Origin of the sequence: Rhizobium sp. N621 (genome assembly GCF_001664325.1) — a bacterium.
Lineage (GTDB): Bacteria > Pseudomonadota > Alphaproteobacteria > Rhizobiales > Rhizobiaceae > Rhizobium > Rhizobium esperanzae.
The window spans coordinates 636,338-650,611 of sequence record NZ_CP013499.1 but is presented as its reverse complement, the minus strand read 5'-3'; the positions used below and the strand labels follow the sequence as shown (position 1 = coordinate 650,611).

14 protein-coding genes are annotated in these 14,274 nt (G+C 57.3%); 10 read left to right on the top strand and 4 right to left on the bottom strand.

The genetic code is table 11. The features are described from left to right. Positions 1-10: 10 nt before the first annotated feature. The 4 genes from AMK00_RS30035 to AMK00_RS30020 all read left to right on the top strand — a co-directional run bounded on the left by AMK00_RS30035 (position 11) and on the right by AMK00_RS30020 (position 3,589). A complete protein-coding gene (locus AMK00_RS30035; protein ID WP_064813242.1) occupies positions 11-928 on the top strand; it encodes an ABC transporter permease in 918 nt (305 codons plus the stop codon). A gap of 83 nt (positions 929-1,011) precedes the next feature. Further along, positions 1,012-1,881, top strand: coding sequence for an ABC transporter permease (locus AMK00_RS30030; RefSeq protein ID WP_064813016.1), 870 nt, complete (start codon positions 1,012-1,014; stop codon positions 1,879-1,881). Beyond that, positions 1,878-2,765: an ABC transporter ATP-binding protein gene (locus AMK00_RS30025; protein WP_064813014.1), complete on the top strand. Its 888-nt coding sequence runs from the start codon at positions 1,878-1,880 to the stop codon at positions 2,763-2,765. The genes AMK00_RS30030 and AMK00_RS30025 overlap by 4 nt, the downstream gene beginning before the upstream one ends. An 11-nt stretch (positions 2,766-2,776) precedes the next feature. After that, positions 2,777-3,589 (top strand): ATP-binding cassette domain-containing protein, encoded by an 813-nt coding sequence (locus AMK00_RS30020; RefSeq protein ID WP_064813012.1) that lies wholly within the window; start codon positions 2,777-2,779, stop codon positions 3,587-3,589. A 918-nt stretch (positions 3,590-4,507) separates the two neighbouring features. Here the strand turns inward: AMK00_RS30020 and AMK00_RS30010 are convergent. After that, the gene (locus tag AMK00_RS30010) at positions 4,508-5,401 is read right to left on the bottom strand and encodes a 2-hydroxy-3-oxopropionate reductase (protein ID WP_064813008.1); all 894 of its coding nucleotides are present in this window, start codon (positions 5,399-5,401) and stop codon (positions 4,508-4,510) included. 267 nt (positions 5,402-5,668) lie between these two features. Here AMK00_RS30010 and AMK00_RS30005 point away from each other — a divergent pair, with 267 nt between their 5' ends. The 4 genes from AMK00_RS30005 (at position 5,669) to AMK00_RS33485 (ending at position 8,613) form a co-directional block, all read left to right on the top strand. Next, positions 5,669-6,406, top strand: a complete 738-nt coding sequence (locus AMK00_RS30005; RefSeq protein WP_190241290.1) for a FadR/GntR family transcriptional regulator — start codon at positions 5,669-5,671, stop codon at positions 6,404-6,406. Positions 6,407-6,452: 46 nt separating this feature from the next. Continuing rightward, positions 6,453-6,950: a FadR/GntR family transcriptional regulator gene (locus tag AMK00_RS30000; RefSeq protein ID WP_064813004.1), complete on the top strand. Its 498-nt coding sequence runs from the start codon at positions 6,453-6,455 to the stop codon at positions 6,948-6,950. Positions 6,951-7,389: 439 nt separating this feature from the next. Continuing rightward, positions 7,390-8,109 carry a ribonuclease activity regulator RraA gene (locus AMK00_RS29995; protein ID WP_064813002.1) on the top strand — a complete coding sequence of 240 codons (720 nt, stop codon included), beginning with the start codon at positions 7,390-7,392 and terminating at the stop codon, positions 8,107-8,109. A gap of 369 nt (positions 8,110-8,478) precedes the next feature. After that, positions 8,479-8,613 carry a hypothetical protein gene (locus tag AMK00_RS33485; protein ID WP_257784637.1) on the top strand — a complete coding sequence of 45 codons (135 nt, stop codon included), beginning with the start codon at positions 8,479-8,481 and terminating at the stop codon, positions 8,611-8,613. Between the two features lie 111 nt (positions 8,614-8,724). Here the strand turns inward: AMK00_RS33485 and AMK00_RS29990 are convergent, their stop codons facing one another. The 3 genes from AMK00_RS29990 to AMK00_RS29980 form a co-directional block, all read right to left on the bottom strand. Further along, on the bottom strand, positions 8,725-9,573 hold the full coding sequence (locus tag AMK00_RS29990; protein WP_082240402.1) for a carbohydrate ABC transporter permease: 849 nt from the start codon (positions 9,571-9,573) through the stop codon (positions 8,725-8,727). Next, complete coding sequence (locus tag AMK00_RS29985) at positions 9,570-10,424, bottom strand: carbohydrate ABC transporter permease (protein WP_064813000.1); 855 nt, start codon at positions 10,422-10,424, stop codon at positions 9,570-9,572. The genes AMK00_RS29990 and AMK00_RS29985 overlap by 4 nt, the downstream gene beginning before the upstream one ends. Positions 10,425-10,614: 190 nt before the next feature. Further along, entirely contained in the window at positions 10,615-11,823 is a 1,209-nt protein-coding gene (locus AMK00_RS29980; protein WP_064812998.1) for an ABC transporter substrate-binding protein, read from the bottom strand. A 417-nt stretch (positions 11,824-12,240) separates the two neighbouring features. Here AMK00_RS29980 and AMK00_RS29975 point away from each other — a divergent pair, with 417 nt between their 5' ends. Both AMK00_RS29975 and AMK00_RS29970 read left to right on the top strand, forming a co-directional pair. Beyond that, a complete protein-coding gene (locus tag AMK00_RS29975) occupies positions 12,241-13,308 on the top strand; it encodes an ABC transporter ATP-binding protein (protein WP_064812996.1) in 1,068 nt (355 codons plus the stop codon). A 60-nt stretch (positions 13,309-13,368) separates the two neighbouring features. Further along, positions 13,369-14,214: an aldo/keto reductase gene (locus AMK00_RS29970; protein ID WP_064812994.1), complete on the top strand. Its 846-nt coding sequence runs from the start codon at positions 13,369-13,371 to the stop codon at positions 14,212-14,214. Positions 14,215-14,274: the final 60 nt, after the last annotated feature.

Here is a 14,274-nt window from a genome sequence, read left to right as displayed (position 1 = left end):
AATGTTTGACATGCTCACCTATCTTGGACGACGCCTGCTCTCGGGATTCATAACGCTCCTTGGCGTTATTATCGTCGTCTTCTTTCTGTCGCGTCTCACCGGATCGCCGATCGACCTGTTTTTTCCGGAGGGAGCCGAGCCTGCCCAGATCGAGGCTTTCAACCGGGCCTATGGCCTCGACAAGCCTTTGATCGAGCAATTTGGTATTTTCCTTGTCAACGTCGGCCAAGGGGATTTCGGCACGTCTATCTGGCAACAGCGGCCTGCAATGGAAGCTGCGCTGAGCGAGATGCCGATGACGCTGGTGCTGGCGTCGATCGCCATGTCGATCTCCATTCTCGTCGCCCTTGTTCTGGGCTCACTTGCGGCCGTCTATCGATTTCGGGCGATCGACCGCATTGTCACCATCCTTTCCCTGATGACGAGCAGCATGCCGCATTTCTGGTTCGCGCTCGTCGGCATCTTGATCTTCGCCGTGCAGTTACGGCTTCTTCCGACCTCAGGCAGCAATAGCTGGATGTCCTGGATTCTGCCGGTGGCGACGGTGAGCATTGGCCCCATCGGCGTTCTCACGCAGGTCGTCCGCGGCGCAATGATCGACGTGCTGTCGTCAGGATATATCCGCAATGCCCGGGCACGCGGCTTCAGCGGGCGCAGAATTGTCTACCGACATGCGCTTCGCAACGCCGCACTGCCAATCATTTCCGTTGCAGGAGACATTGCCGCCGGCATGGTCAATGGCGCGGTGATCGTCAGCGTTGTCTTCGCCTTTCCCGGCATCGGCCGACTTATCGTCGGCGCAATTCTCAATCGCGATTTCCCGGTGTTGCAGGCGTGCGTAGTCGTGGTCGGCATATCAATCATTCTCCTTAACCTGCTGATCGACCTGATCTGCACGGTGGTCGATCCGCGGATCAAACTCACATGATGGGAGTAACATCTTTGCTGTCCACTAATCCTTCTGCAGCTGGGACACGGCTCAGCCGGTGGCGATCCTCGCCCAGGTGGCAGATGTTTGTTTCGTCGCCGCTCGCCGCTGCCTCCGCGACATGGCTCTTGTTCGTTCTCGTCCTTGCCTTCGTCGTTGCGCCTCTTGTCGTCGACATTGCCAACCACCAGACGATCGGAATGCGGTTCTTCGCTCCGTTCAGGTTCGACAAGGGATTTGCATTCTTCCTGGGGGCCGATAGCCTCGGGCGCCCCATCATGCTCCAACTGATCGTCGGAGCGCGCACGTCCGTGCTCATAGCGATCTTTTCTGTCGGTATCTCCGCGACGATCGGCTACACGATCGGTCTGATATCCGGCTACTTCGGCGGCTGGGTGGACAATATCCTGCTGCGGATCGCCGACATCATTCATACGGTTCCGTCGCTGCTGATGGCGCTGGTGGTTCTGTTCGTGTTGCAGCCCAGCATCCTGAACCTGGTCATCGTCCTCGGCATCACCCGCATTCCGGTCTATCTCAGAACCAGCCGCACGCAAACCATGGAGGTTCGCGAGCGGATGTTCGTCGAGGTCGCCAAGGCGATAGGCGCATCCGACTGGCGCATCATCACGCGCGACATAGCGCCGCTCGTTTTTCCGACGATCAGGACGCTTGCCATGCTCGAGGTTGCGGCGGTCATTCTATCCGCGGCAAGCCTGACGTTCCTGGGGATCGGCTTGCAGCGGCCGGATGTCGATTGGGGCATGATGGTTTCGGACGGCAGGGCCTATCTGAAGAGCGCATGGTTTGTCGCCGTCTTCCCTGGCATCGTCATCGTGTTGACGGCCTTGTCGGCAAATATCCTGTCGAACTGGCTGCGCGCAGTCGAGGATCCTGCTCAAAGCACCCTCTTCTTCCGTGCCCGCAAGAAAAAGAGGAGCAGCAGCCAATGACCAGGCTTCTCGAAATTTCAGACCTCAGAATCTTCTTCGAGAGCGGTTTCGGAAAGGTTGACGCCGTTCGTGGTATATCGCTGTCGATGGACATGGGCGATGCGATTGCGGTCGTCGGCGCAAGCGGGTCCGGTAAAACCGTCCTCGGCCGATCGATGCTCGGCCTTGTCGACGCGCCGGGTGTCGTGCAAGGCAGCATCCGCTTTGACGGCACGGAGATCGTCGGAAGGTCCGAGAAGGACCTGCGCGGCATACGCGGCCTGGGAATCGGAATGGTGTTCCAGGATGCGCTCGACGGCCTGAACCCGGTCTACGCGATCGGTTCGCAGCTCAGCGAAATCTTCATGGTCAGGTTGGGCCTATCGCGTTTACAAGCAAAGTCGCAAGCCATCAGTCTGATGGAACAAGTTGGCATTCGCCGCGCAGATGAGCGTTACAACGATTATCCGCACCAGTTCTCCGGCGGCATGCGCCAGCGAATTTGTATTGCCATGGCGATCGGCCTGAAACCGAAAATCCTGATTGCCGACGAGCCGACCACCGCACTCGATGTCACAGTGCAGGCAGGGATCCTGCGGCTGATCAAGAGCCTCCAATCCGAAACAGGGATGGGCCTCATTTTCGTTACACATGATCTTGCGGTCGCTCGGATGATTTCGACGCGGATCGTGGTGATGTATGCGGGCCAGATCGTCGAACAAGGCTTGACCGAGGAGATCTTCTTGCGGCCGAAGCATCTTTACACCCAGGCTCTGCTTGCAGCTCACCCCGCACGTGCTCGTTCGTGGCGTGATCTGGAACCGATTCCGGATGCGTTCGTAACCGACTCGTCCTCGGGCGAGGGAACCAGCCATTCCAGCCCGCAGATGGTCGTGACCAGTTAGGAAGTATTGTGATGAATGATCACAAGGCCGAATTCAAATCTCCTTTGCTGGAGGTTCGGGATCTTCGCAAGACGTTTGGCGGCCGCGGCGGAAAGCCCGGCCCGATCGTCGCGGTCGACGATATCAGCTTCTCGCTCAATCCCGGGGAGTGCCTGGCGGTCGTCGGGGAATCCGGCTCGGGCAAATCGACACTTGCACGCACGCTACTCAGGCTTCTGGATGCCGACAGCGGCTCCGTCCTGTTTGAAGGGCGGGACCTGCTGACACTGCCGCGCGCCGAAATGCAGCGCCAACGCCGATACCTGCAAATGGTTTTCCAAGACCCCTATGCCTCGCTTCACCCGCGGCGAACCGTGGCGCAGCTGATCTCGGAACCCTGGGAGATCCATCCGGGTGTGGTGGAAAAATCCGGGCGGGCGGCGCGCATTGATGCACTCCTTGCGGAAGTCAATTTGCCCAAGCATTTCTCAAGCTACTATCCGAACCAGATGTCGGGCGGACAAAGGCAGCGGGTGGCGATCGCTCGGGCACTTGCCCTTGAACCCAAGATCCTGATCCTCGACGAGCCGGTGTCGGCGCTGGATGTTTCGGTTCAGGCACAAGTCATCAAAGTTCTAATGACGCTGCAGGAACGACGCGATCTCGCCTATATTTTCATTTCGCACGACCTGCCTTTGGTCCGGCTCGTCGCGCACAAGGTCGCCGTCATGAATCGCGGGCGATTTGTCGAAGCTGGACTCACCAATATGGTTTTCGACAATCCAATCGATGAATACACCCGCACCCTCCTTGCCTCCTCTCCCGCAGTCGTGGAACACGCTTGACTGATGTGGCCCGAAACGCGCTGCGGTTCCGGGCGACATGCATTAGCTAGACGTGTTGACATGCACACTTCGAACAGGTCGAGTGACGGCACCTCGATGATGAGTTGGGCTCCTTCGAGCCGCGTCGGCGGAGACATCCCGGAAACAAGCAAACGAGGCTCACCGGACGCTTACGATTGGAATATGCGGCCCGAATGATTCCCGCCTGGCTCCGGACTGATTGATAAGATGGATCAGCATCCTGTCCTCTACTCGTCCGTCAATCAGCTCCACCTGCTCCGGCAGAGAAGCGCTTAACGGTCCCCAAAAAGGGCGACCGATCGCTCTGATGAAATAGTCACGGACGGACGTCTGCCGAACTCATGATATGTGCGGCCAACCGACCGGGGGATCTGCAACACCGTGCCGCCGCCAGTCGCCGCCGAAGCTGGTATAGCTTCCGAACAGGGATGATATCGCAGGATGTTCAACAGCCCCAATTGATGATTATGGCGCGGCGGCAATGTCGTTTTGACAGGGCGTGGCTATCGTTAATTTTCGGCATCGGGCTGGCGGCAATCGGCAACATAGGTTGCCCAGAGATTCATGCCGGTCCTTTGCTCTGCGAATTCATCACCGATGGAGCGGTTGTCAGCTGACAGCAATGGACCAGCGGTCCAGGCCGGCGAACCACGGCAGCAAAGCCAACTAGGCGTCCAGCCCTTGGCGTCGCTCTACCTGGCTTTCACCGACTATGACACGCCGCGGATCTGATGGGAGTGTGGAGGTGCCACCGGCTGAAGAGCGTATCGCCGTTTCGGCGCTGATCGTATCGCTTCTTCCATCATCGTGCGCCCCGACCCTTTCAGCACAACGTCACAGATCTACGTGCGGATGAGATTTTGCCAGGCGACGTTCCGACAGGACGGCGCCCAACCATCAGGTGCTGCCTTGTGCGGCGTCCTGCGCGGATTTCGCCTCCAACGTCAGGAAGAGGGCCGAATGATCCCGGTCGCCATTTCCCTGCGCCACGGCATCGTCCATCATTTTTAACGTTGCAGTGGTATTGGGCAGGTCCAACTGAAGGGCGCGCGCAGCGTTGGCAGCGAGATTGAGGTCTTTGCGGTGAAGACGAATGGCGAAGCCGGGTGAAAAACTCTTGTCGATGATGCGCTGGCCGTGCACCTCGAGGATGCGCGACTGAGCAAAACCTCCGAGCAGCGCCTGACGGACTTTGTCCGGCGCCACTCCGGCACGCTGTGCCAACAGCAATGCCTCGCTGACGCCCTCGATGGTGAGAGCGACGATGATCTGGTTTGCGACCTTTGCAACTTGCCCCGCACCATTTTCGCCGATCAGGTTGATGTTCTTCCCAAGGATTTCGAACAGGGGCAGGGCGCGATTGAACTGCTCCGCCTCACCACCGACCATAATGGAAAGAGTGCCACCCTTCGCCCCGATCTCGCCTCCCGAGACGGGCGCGTCCAGATAATGCCCTCCTTGCTCTCGCACGCGCTTGGCAAACTCGCGCGTCGCGACCGGATCGATGGAGCTCATATCAATGACCAGAGCGCCAGGGGAAAGACTGGACGCGACACCACCAGAGCCAAACAAAACCTGCTCGACGTCAGGCGTATCCGGCAGCATGAGGATGATAACCTCGGCGCCCTCCGCAGCGAGCGCAGGCGAGGCTTCGGCGCGCCCGCCCAGCGCGATCAGATGCCGGGAAGCTTCCTTCACTCTATTCAGGCGAAGCGTGTGTCCCGCGCGAATAAGGCGTCCCGCCATGGGGCAGCCCATCGTTCCCAGGCCGATGAAGGCGATCTCTGTCATATCTCTGATCCTTTGCGAACAGCGTCGACCTACATGAACGACGCTCAAATTTGTACAAGTTGATCGCACAAATTACAAATTAATGTCAACTTAAATCACTCTCGGGGAGGTTTCTCCGCACAAAAGCCCTAAAAACAGTGGACGCGCGGCAAAAATTGCTGATAATCAGCCAATCAAATTCAGACGAGTTAGAGTTCTGTACGGTTTAGGCAAGGCTTCGAGCCGGCAGGCGAAGACAAATATTTGGAAGGTATGACAAGGTTGCCAGTGGATGAACGACCGCCTCTGGGACTCATCCGGAGCTCGAGCCTGACAGACACCGTTTACAAAGACATGCTGCGTCTCATACGGGACGGAAGCTGGCCGCCACGGATGCGGTTGCCGTCCGAAGTCGAGCTGGCCAAGCATTTTGGAATATCCCGGCCGGTCGTACGCCAAGCGCTCGCCAGGCTTCGCGAGGGCGGATTGATACAATCGCGGCAAGGCTCCGGGAGCTTCGTTTGCAACATCGAGCGCGAACCTCAAGTGCAGTTCCCGGCCATCGGCAGCATTGCCGATCTGAAGTCCTTTTTGAAATTCCGAGAAGGGGTTGAGGGGGAAGCTGCCGCCATGGCCGCTGCCGGATGCAGTGATGCATCGCTGGTCAAGATTTCGGCGGCTGCGATGCGGCTGGAAAAGACGGGCGAGCTCGAACTGCTTTCGGAGAACGATTTCGGCTTTCATCTCGCAATCGCCGAAAGCACCAACAATCCGTTCTACATCAACACTTTGAAGTCTCTGCGGGATAATATCCGGACGGGGATCGGTCTGGCTTGGAATTTTGCCGACCTACGAGGCGATTTTCTCAGTGGAATTCACGAACAGCACCACGCGGTCGTAACGGCCATCAAGGCGAGGGATCCTTCCAACGCCCGCGATGCAATGCGTGCGCATTTGAGCTGGGAGCGAGCAAGATTGATGGGCGAGGCAGGCGAATTTCTGACGCATGCTGGAACATCGCCATGACAGCGATTAAATGCGATTGTACTAATTCACGATGTGGAGGAGCATCATGGTCGCGCTTACCAAATCAAACGTAGCATCCCCGAAGAATTGCTTCGACTTCCGCGTTGGCCTGGAAGGCGAGGCGGCGGCGGCGGCGGCGCGAGTGAGAACCGCCGAGGATCTCGCCCTTCTTGCGCGGACCCTGGATGAGATGGAGGGCCTGCGCACGGGGGGCCAGTTGGGGCTCGATGAAGATTTCGCCTTCCACCTGCAGGTGGCCCGTGCCTCTCATAATGACTATTTTGTCAGCGCGTTGCAGTCACTCCGAGAAAGCATTTATGACGGAATGCTACTTGCACGCACGGCATCCTACGTGGTGCTTGAAGAGAAGATGGCGGCGATTAATACCCAACATCGGCTGGTGTATGAGGCAATTCGAGATCGGAACGCCGAAGCGGCCAGAACTGCGATGAGGCAACATCTGCTCCGCTGCAAGAAGTCGACAAGGCATTGGTACCCAACCGGCAATGATCTTGATCGTGACCTCTACGATCAAGCCCTGTAAGCCGACGACGGAAACCTGAAGCAATGGGCTTCTCGCTCAAATGAGGGCGCGGTCGCACGTGTTTGCTTTGACAGTTTTCCCAACCGCTCGCTGCGCCTCGCAGCGTCCGCCGCTCGGCTGTCTTCGCGCGTGCGGGCCCTTCTGAACGCGCCGCGTTCTGTCTAAAAACTGAATGTCACAATAGAACAACTATTGACGTATATCCATAATTTGTTATTTGTTGTTTGAGGCGCCTGTCCAACAGGAACTGTCATTGATCTGTGGCGAAACGGGCAAAACGATCGGCTTGAGGAATCTGTAAGCCGTCTCAACCAACGGACGATGCTTTGATCTCAATGTCGAGGAAGCTGAACGGCAGCACCTTGATGCATTTTTCTTCCATAAGCTTAGAACGTGGCGAAGCGGCCGCAAAATAACGGTTATTCCAGGAGCACCTATCTTGACCAATCTGAAACCGGAAACGCGCGAGAAACTCAAACTCGTTTCTACGCCAACGCTGATGACAGCTCTGTACAAACGCGGCCTCCGCAACCAGTGGGTGCAGGATGTTCATCGGATTAACCGGCAGTCCGGCACGATGGTCGGCGAAGCTTTCACACTGCGGTATATGCCGGCCAGGGAAGACCTCAATCAGTTGGAGGTGTTTCGCGATCCGGAACATCCACAGCGCAAATGTGTCGAGATTTGCCCGCCCGGAGCGGTACTGGTTATCGACAGCCGCAAGGATGCCCGCGCTGCATCGGCTGGTTCGATCCTGATTTCCCGGCTGATGGTCCGCGGTGTGGCGGGAATCGTGACCGATGGCGGATTCCGCGATACGCCGGATATCGAAAAGCTCGAAATCCCCGCCTACCACAATCGACCCGCCGCTCCCACGAACCTGACGCTCCACCAAGCCATCGACATCAACGTACCCATCGGCTGTGGCGATACGGCAGTATTTCCGGGAGACGTGATCGTAGGGGATGCCGAAGGTGTCGTCGTCATACCCGCGGCACTCGCAGACGAGATTGCCGATGAAGCGACCGAGATGACCGCCTACGAAGATTTCGTCACGGACGAGGTGCTCCGCGGCCGCTCGATCATCGGCCTTTACCCCGCGACTGCAGAGCAATCCCTCGCGGATTTCAAGCAATGGCGCGAACGGGTAGGGCGCTAAGACTATCAACTCGGCAGATATATCGCCGAAATCGGCAGTGGCGCTTTCGCGCGCTAGCAATATCCGGCGGACATTCGGCTGCATCTGAATTTCTCCAAACGGACGAGCCCACAATTGTCAATTTGGCGGCGGTCGGCGAGAGCCGCCGCCTCATGATGTGATGGCATGAGGCGCGCAAGACGCGCCTCACATCAGGGCAAAAAGCTCCGATTTCACTGTCAACCAGCGGCTTGGCTTGAGCCCCGTCAGAAGCCTGCGCTCATCCGCGCTGTCGCTGAACCAAGTCAGTCGCGGGCCTTCCATCCAAGCAACTTTAAACGCTTTTCGTCGAACACACCGACCTCCAATCCATCTGCCAGGCGGAGCCTTATGCTGCAAGATCGCGCCTATGTTGCGGCATTCGCCAACCCGTTCAATTCTCGCCTGCATGATCTCGATCTTGGGCGCTATTGCCTAGGCAGCGAGCAACTGGAAACGCCGAGCCTTATCGCGAAGAGCCGTTGAGTACCGCCCCATCCGTGAGCTAGACCCTGTCAGCAGCGGACCTTTGCAGACGACGACGTAACGATAAGCCATCACGTCGTCGTGCAGGGAATTTGCGAACCCCGTGAGCCGCTACCCTTTGGTGGCACCTGACGTCAATCCGCCCACAAAGAGCCGTTGGAAGGCGACGAACAACAGCGCCACGGGCAGTGTCATCACCATCGAGGCCGCCATGACGGCGCCCCAATCGGTCGTGAACTCCGTGGAGAACTCGACGAGCCCGATGGGAAGTGTCTTCACTGAGGAATCGGTCGCGAAGCAAAGTGCGAAGATGAATTCATTCCACGTCGTCACAAAGGCATAGACCAGCACAGCGACAATCCCAGGCAACGACAGAGGCAGGGTTATTCGAAACAGAACCCCGAGGCGGCTGGCTCCATCTATGACGGCGGCCTCTTCCAACTCCACGGGGATGGCCTGGAAATAACTGGTCAGCATATAGACGCTGAGCGGCAGCGTGATGATCGTGTAGACCAGAATCAGCCCCCAATATGTATTCATCAGGCCCAGCACGCGAAGTGTTATGAAAAGCGGGACGATAATTGCGGCGGTTGGAAGGAGCTGCCCGACCAACACAAAGGATTGGAAGAACTTCTTTCCGGTAAAGTTGAAGCGCGCAAAGCCGTACGATGCAAATATTGCGAGCATCAAGGCCAGGGCTGTTGACCCGACCGATATGACGACGCTGTTCAGAAAGTAGCGCGGGATATTCGACTCGGTGAACACCTTGACGAAATTTTGCATCGTCGGGTGATCGGGTATCCAGTGAGGCGGCACCGTGTAGAGTTCGCCAAGTTGCTTGACGGACGACAACGCCATCCAGACGAACGGGAACAAGGTAATGAAAATGATGATAGCCGAGGCGATCGCAACCACGAGGTAGAACGACTTGCTTTGTTTCATACCGGCCTGTGTGCTCATCTTGCCTCTCCCGTCTTCTGGATAACCCACATGTAGATTGCAACGACTACCGCCGCCACCCCGACAAAGAGCACAGAGAGAGCGGCCGCCGTGTTGAACTGGAAACTTTCAAACGCCAGCCTGAAGATCTGGATGGGAGTGATGAGCGTCCGGTTTGCCGGACCGCCGCCCGTAATCGAATAGATCAAAGTAATTGAATTCAGTCCCCAGATCACAAGCAGCAGGGTGACGGTGACAAGAACAGGACGAACCTGAGGCAGCGTGATGTGCAAAACCTCTTCCCAGAAATGGGCGCCGTCAATCTTCGCAGCTTCATAGAGTTCGGCTGGAATGGCCTGCAGACCGGCAAGCACCATGATTGCCACGAAGGGAAAGAGTTTCCAGACGTTGATCGCAATCAAAACCGGCATAACCGTGTCTTTATTTGTCAGCCAGCCAATCGGAGCCGAAATCACGCCGGAGTCGGTCAGCATATAGTTGATGATGCCAAATTCGGTATGGAACATCCAAGCCCAGGTCGTGGCAGCGACGATACCGGGAACCACCCACGGTATGAGGGTGACCGAACGGACGATCGTGCGCCCCGGGAAGTTCTGGTTGAGGAGAATCGCTGTCAGCGTGCCGAAAACAACCTGGAAGACGATCGACCCGCCGACAAAGACGACGAGGTTTATGAAAGCCCGCGCAGTAGCGGGAGGACGCAAGGCATTGACGAAGTTTTTGCTCGTCAGCACCCCGTTTGCATCAACTGCGCTCAGGTAAATCGTATAAACGATGGGAAAGGCGATAAGCATCGCCAGAACGGCCATCGCCGGCAGGATGAAGAGAAGACCTACATAGGTTCGATTCATGATGTGTATCCGTTACGACGCTTGCAAGATTGACCCATCAGCCTCAGCGCCGGTGACGCCGAAGAGGTAAGGAGCAGCAGCAGCGCATTCCTGCTGCCCCTTCACCGCCGCCCTGCTTCAGGATTCAAAGGCGGCGATGGTAAGCGGGGTGACCCCCGCTCCGTAGGCATGGGCCAACCGGCAAATCGGTTTAACTGTCCAACAATGCCTGGATTTCCGCATTTGCCTCATCCATGGCGGTCTGAGCGTCCTGCTCGCCACTGAGGATCCGCTGGATGCCATCAAACAAGGCCTGGGCGATTTGCACCCAATGCACATTGACGGGATAGGGCCGTCCGGTCTCGAGGAATGCGATAAACTGCTTCAGCTGCGGATCATCGTAGCGCGGCACCTTCAGAGACGAGAGCCTTGCCGGAAAGGTGTCGGTGAAGGACCCCTGCATCTCCGTCGTGTTCATGAACGCAAGGAATTTCTTGGCCTCTTCGGGATTCTTGGCGCCGGACGGCACAACGTAGCTCCAGCCGCCCAGAACACATGACGTCGACTTTCCTTCCGGATGCGGCGGGGGCATGATGCCAACTTTGATGGCCGGGTTGCCCTTGGAAATCGGAGCGAGGTCATATGAGCCCGATTGGAACATCGAGACCTTGCCGGCGATGAAAAGCTGCCTGTTGGCAGTGCCGTCGTTTTGCAGCGTCGAATCCGGCGAATAACCGTTCCGGTAGAAATCGGTGTAGAACTTTATGGCCTCAACGGCCGCCGGCGAATTGATGGTCGCCGTCTTGCCATCGTCGCTGATGATGTTGCCGCCGTTCATCCAAACCAGCGGCATCGAGCGCGTCACGGTATTCCCAACTTCGCCGCCGCCGGTAATGGCCATTCCGAACTTGCCGTCCTTCGTCAGCGCCTTCGCTGCCTTGACCCACTGATCCCAGGTTTCGGGCGGCTTGTTTGCGTCAAGGCCGGCGGCCGTGAAGTCGTCCATGTTGTAGAGGACGCCGGGGCACTCGATGCGATAGGGGATAGCCATGGCTTTCCCATCGAAGGTCACGAGATTGAGGACCGCTTGATTGAAGTCCGACTTCTCCGGGATGACGTCGTCTAGCGATGTCAGCAGTCCGGACTGATAGTAGCCATTCACCCAGCCATGCTGCACCTCTATGATATCGGGCGCGGATCCGGACTGCAGCGCGGTGGCCACGCGCTCGGGCAATCCCTTGGAGGTGGTTATCTCCAGCCTGATCTTGATACCGGGATTGGCGGCTTCAAAGTCCGCCGCCGCCTTTTCGGCCCGGGCCTGACCCCAGTTCGGAGTCCACCAGACGACCTCGCCGGCCGAAGCCACCGTTGCGGTCAATGCAAATGACGAAATTGCCGTAACTACCAATGCTCTTTTCATATTTCCGCTCCTCCCAAAACCGGCGACCAGAATGATCCACCCATCAAGCTTCCGCTCGACAACCAATATATACAGGTTCTTTTGAAATTACACAATGAGGAACGTACCTCTTTTCCCATCTGGGCTTTTGTCGTCGTGCACAGATATGCTTTTCAGCAAATCGCAGGATCGAAATACGACAGGACTAGCGCGGCATATGGGACAAAAGATGCTGTTATATTAGTACCTTACATCGAACTTAGCTGCGCAATGTTGCCTGTCGACACAGATCGTGAAGATTGCGTCAGATTGAAATCAAAAAATACATTTTTAGACAAACTTCGCTAACCGACATTGACGAAACGGGCCGGCTTTTCTATAAATCGATGAATTCAAACATTCGCCGGCATGATCACCGCTACGGCAAAGGGGAATCCGATGGCCTCACTCTCTATACAATCTGTCGTCAAGGCCTATGGCGCGGTCCAAGTGCTGCACGGTATCGATGCGGAGATAGAAGATGGGGAATTCGTCATTCTCGTTGGACCGTCCGGCTGCGGTAAATCCACGCTGCTGCGCATGATCGCAGGACTGGAGTCGATAAGCGGCGGAAACGTCGGCATCGGCGGTCGCGTGGTCAATCAATTGGCGCCAAAGGACCGTGACATCGCGATGGTGTTTCAGTCATACGCTCTCTATCCGCATATGACCGTTGCTCAGAACATGGGATTTTCGCTGAAGCTGGCGAGGCGACCGAAAGCGGAAATTGAGGAAGCCGTCACGCGGGCAGCCGAAATCCTTTCGCTGACGAACCTGCTCGACCGGAAGCCGAAGCAGCTCTCCGGCGGCCAACGCCAGCGCGTTGCGATGGGGCGGGCAATCGTTCGTAATCCGGCGGTATTCCTGTTCGATGAGCCGCTCAGCAATCTTGATGCGAAGTTGCGCGTTCAAATGCGTGCGGAGATCAAGGAACTGCACCAGCGCCTTGGGTCTACGATCGTCTACGTGACGCACGACCAGGTTGAGGCGATGACGATGGCCGATCGCATCGTCGTCATGCACGGCGGCGTTGTCGAGCAAATCGGACGGCCGCTCGATCTTTATGACAGACCGGCGAATATCTTTGTCGCCAGCTTCATCGGTTCACCGGCGATGAACCTGTTCGAAGGTGCCTTCGAGACCGATGGCACATTCCTTTGCAACACCGGCATGAAGATCGCAGTGCCCCATGCCGGCGGAGAGCCGGGCCGCAAGGTCGTCCTTGGCATACGGCCGGAACATGTCGAACTCGTGCGCGATGATGCGACGGGATGCATCAGCGGCCAGGTGATCGTCACGGAACCCACGGGATCAGAGACCCTTGTAACGATGCGGATCGGCGCAACGGAGTTACAGGCGCTGTTCCGCGATCGCCTTAATGCGACCGCAGGCGATACGCTGCATGTCAGGCTGGCGGAGGGCAAGGCCCACTTGTTCGACCAGGCCAGCGGCAAGCGAATTCACTAGGGCGCCTCAGCCGGCGGGACTGCCGGCCAGTGGACGGTGAGGCACCAGAAGGAAGTAGAGATGACGACGTTTTCCCCCGCAGCACAGGCTGTATTCGACAAGACCGGAATCCCGCCGATTGGGCTCGGCACCTCTGGCCGTGTCGGTGACGATGGCGCCGAGGCTGTACTTTCGGCTATCGAAGCAGGCTATCGCCATATCGACACGGCGCAGGCCTATGGAAGCGAAGCGCCGATAGGAATGGCGATCCAGCGCTCGGGTTTGCAGCGCGACGAATTTTTCCTCACCACAAAGGTCCGCGATACCCATTATCCCAGGCCCGAATTCCTTGCCAGCGTCGAGCGGAGCCTGGAGTTTCTTGGCGTGGAACAGGTCGATTTGCTGCTATTGCATTGGCCGCTGACAAGCGGCGCAGTGCCGTTTGAAAGTTATATGGAAGACCTTCAAGCAGTGAAGGACCGCGGCTGGAGCCGAATGATCGGTGTTTCCAATTTTTCCATAGACTACCTGAAACGGGCAGAAGAGTTCCTGGGAAAAGGCGCTCTCACAACCAACCAGATTGAAATTCACCCCTACCTGCAAAACCCCAAAATGACAGCCTATGCCAAGGCTGCCGACCTGACATTGACGGCATATCGGCCGCTTGCGGAAGGCAGGGTGTCGACCGATCCCGTGCTGCAGGACATCGCCAACCGCCATGGCACGTCGCCCGCGACGGTGGCGCTAGCATTTCTCATTGCCGAAGGCCGGATCGTTATTCCCGCCTCCACAAACCCGCAACGACTGCGGGACAATCTTGCGGCCCAAACACTTGAGCTTAGCGAGGAGGAAATACGTCGGATGCGCCGATTGGACCGAGGGGAACGCTTCATAAATCCCGCAAAAGCACCCACGTGGGACGATTGAGCGGCAAGGTCACACGCGCAGTTTTTCCGTCGAGTGATAAACAAGAATGCGAGGTTCAAG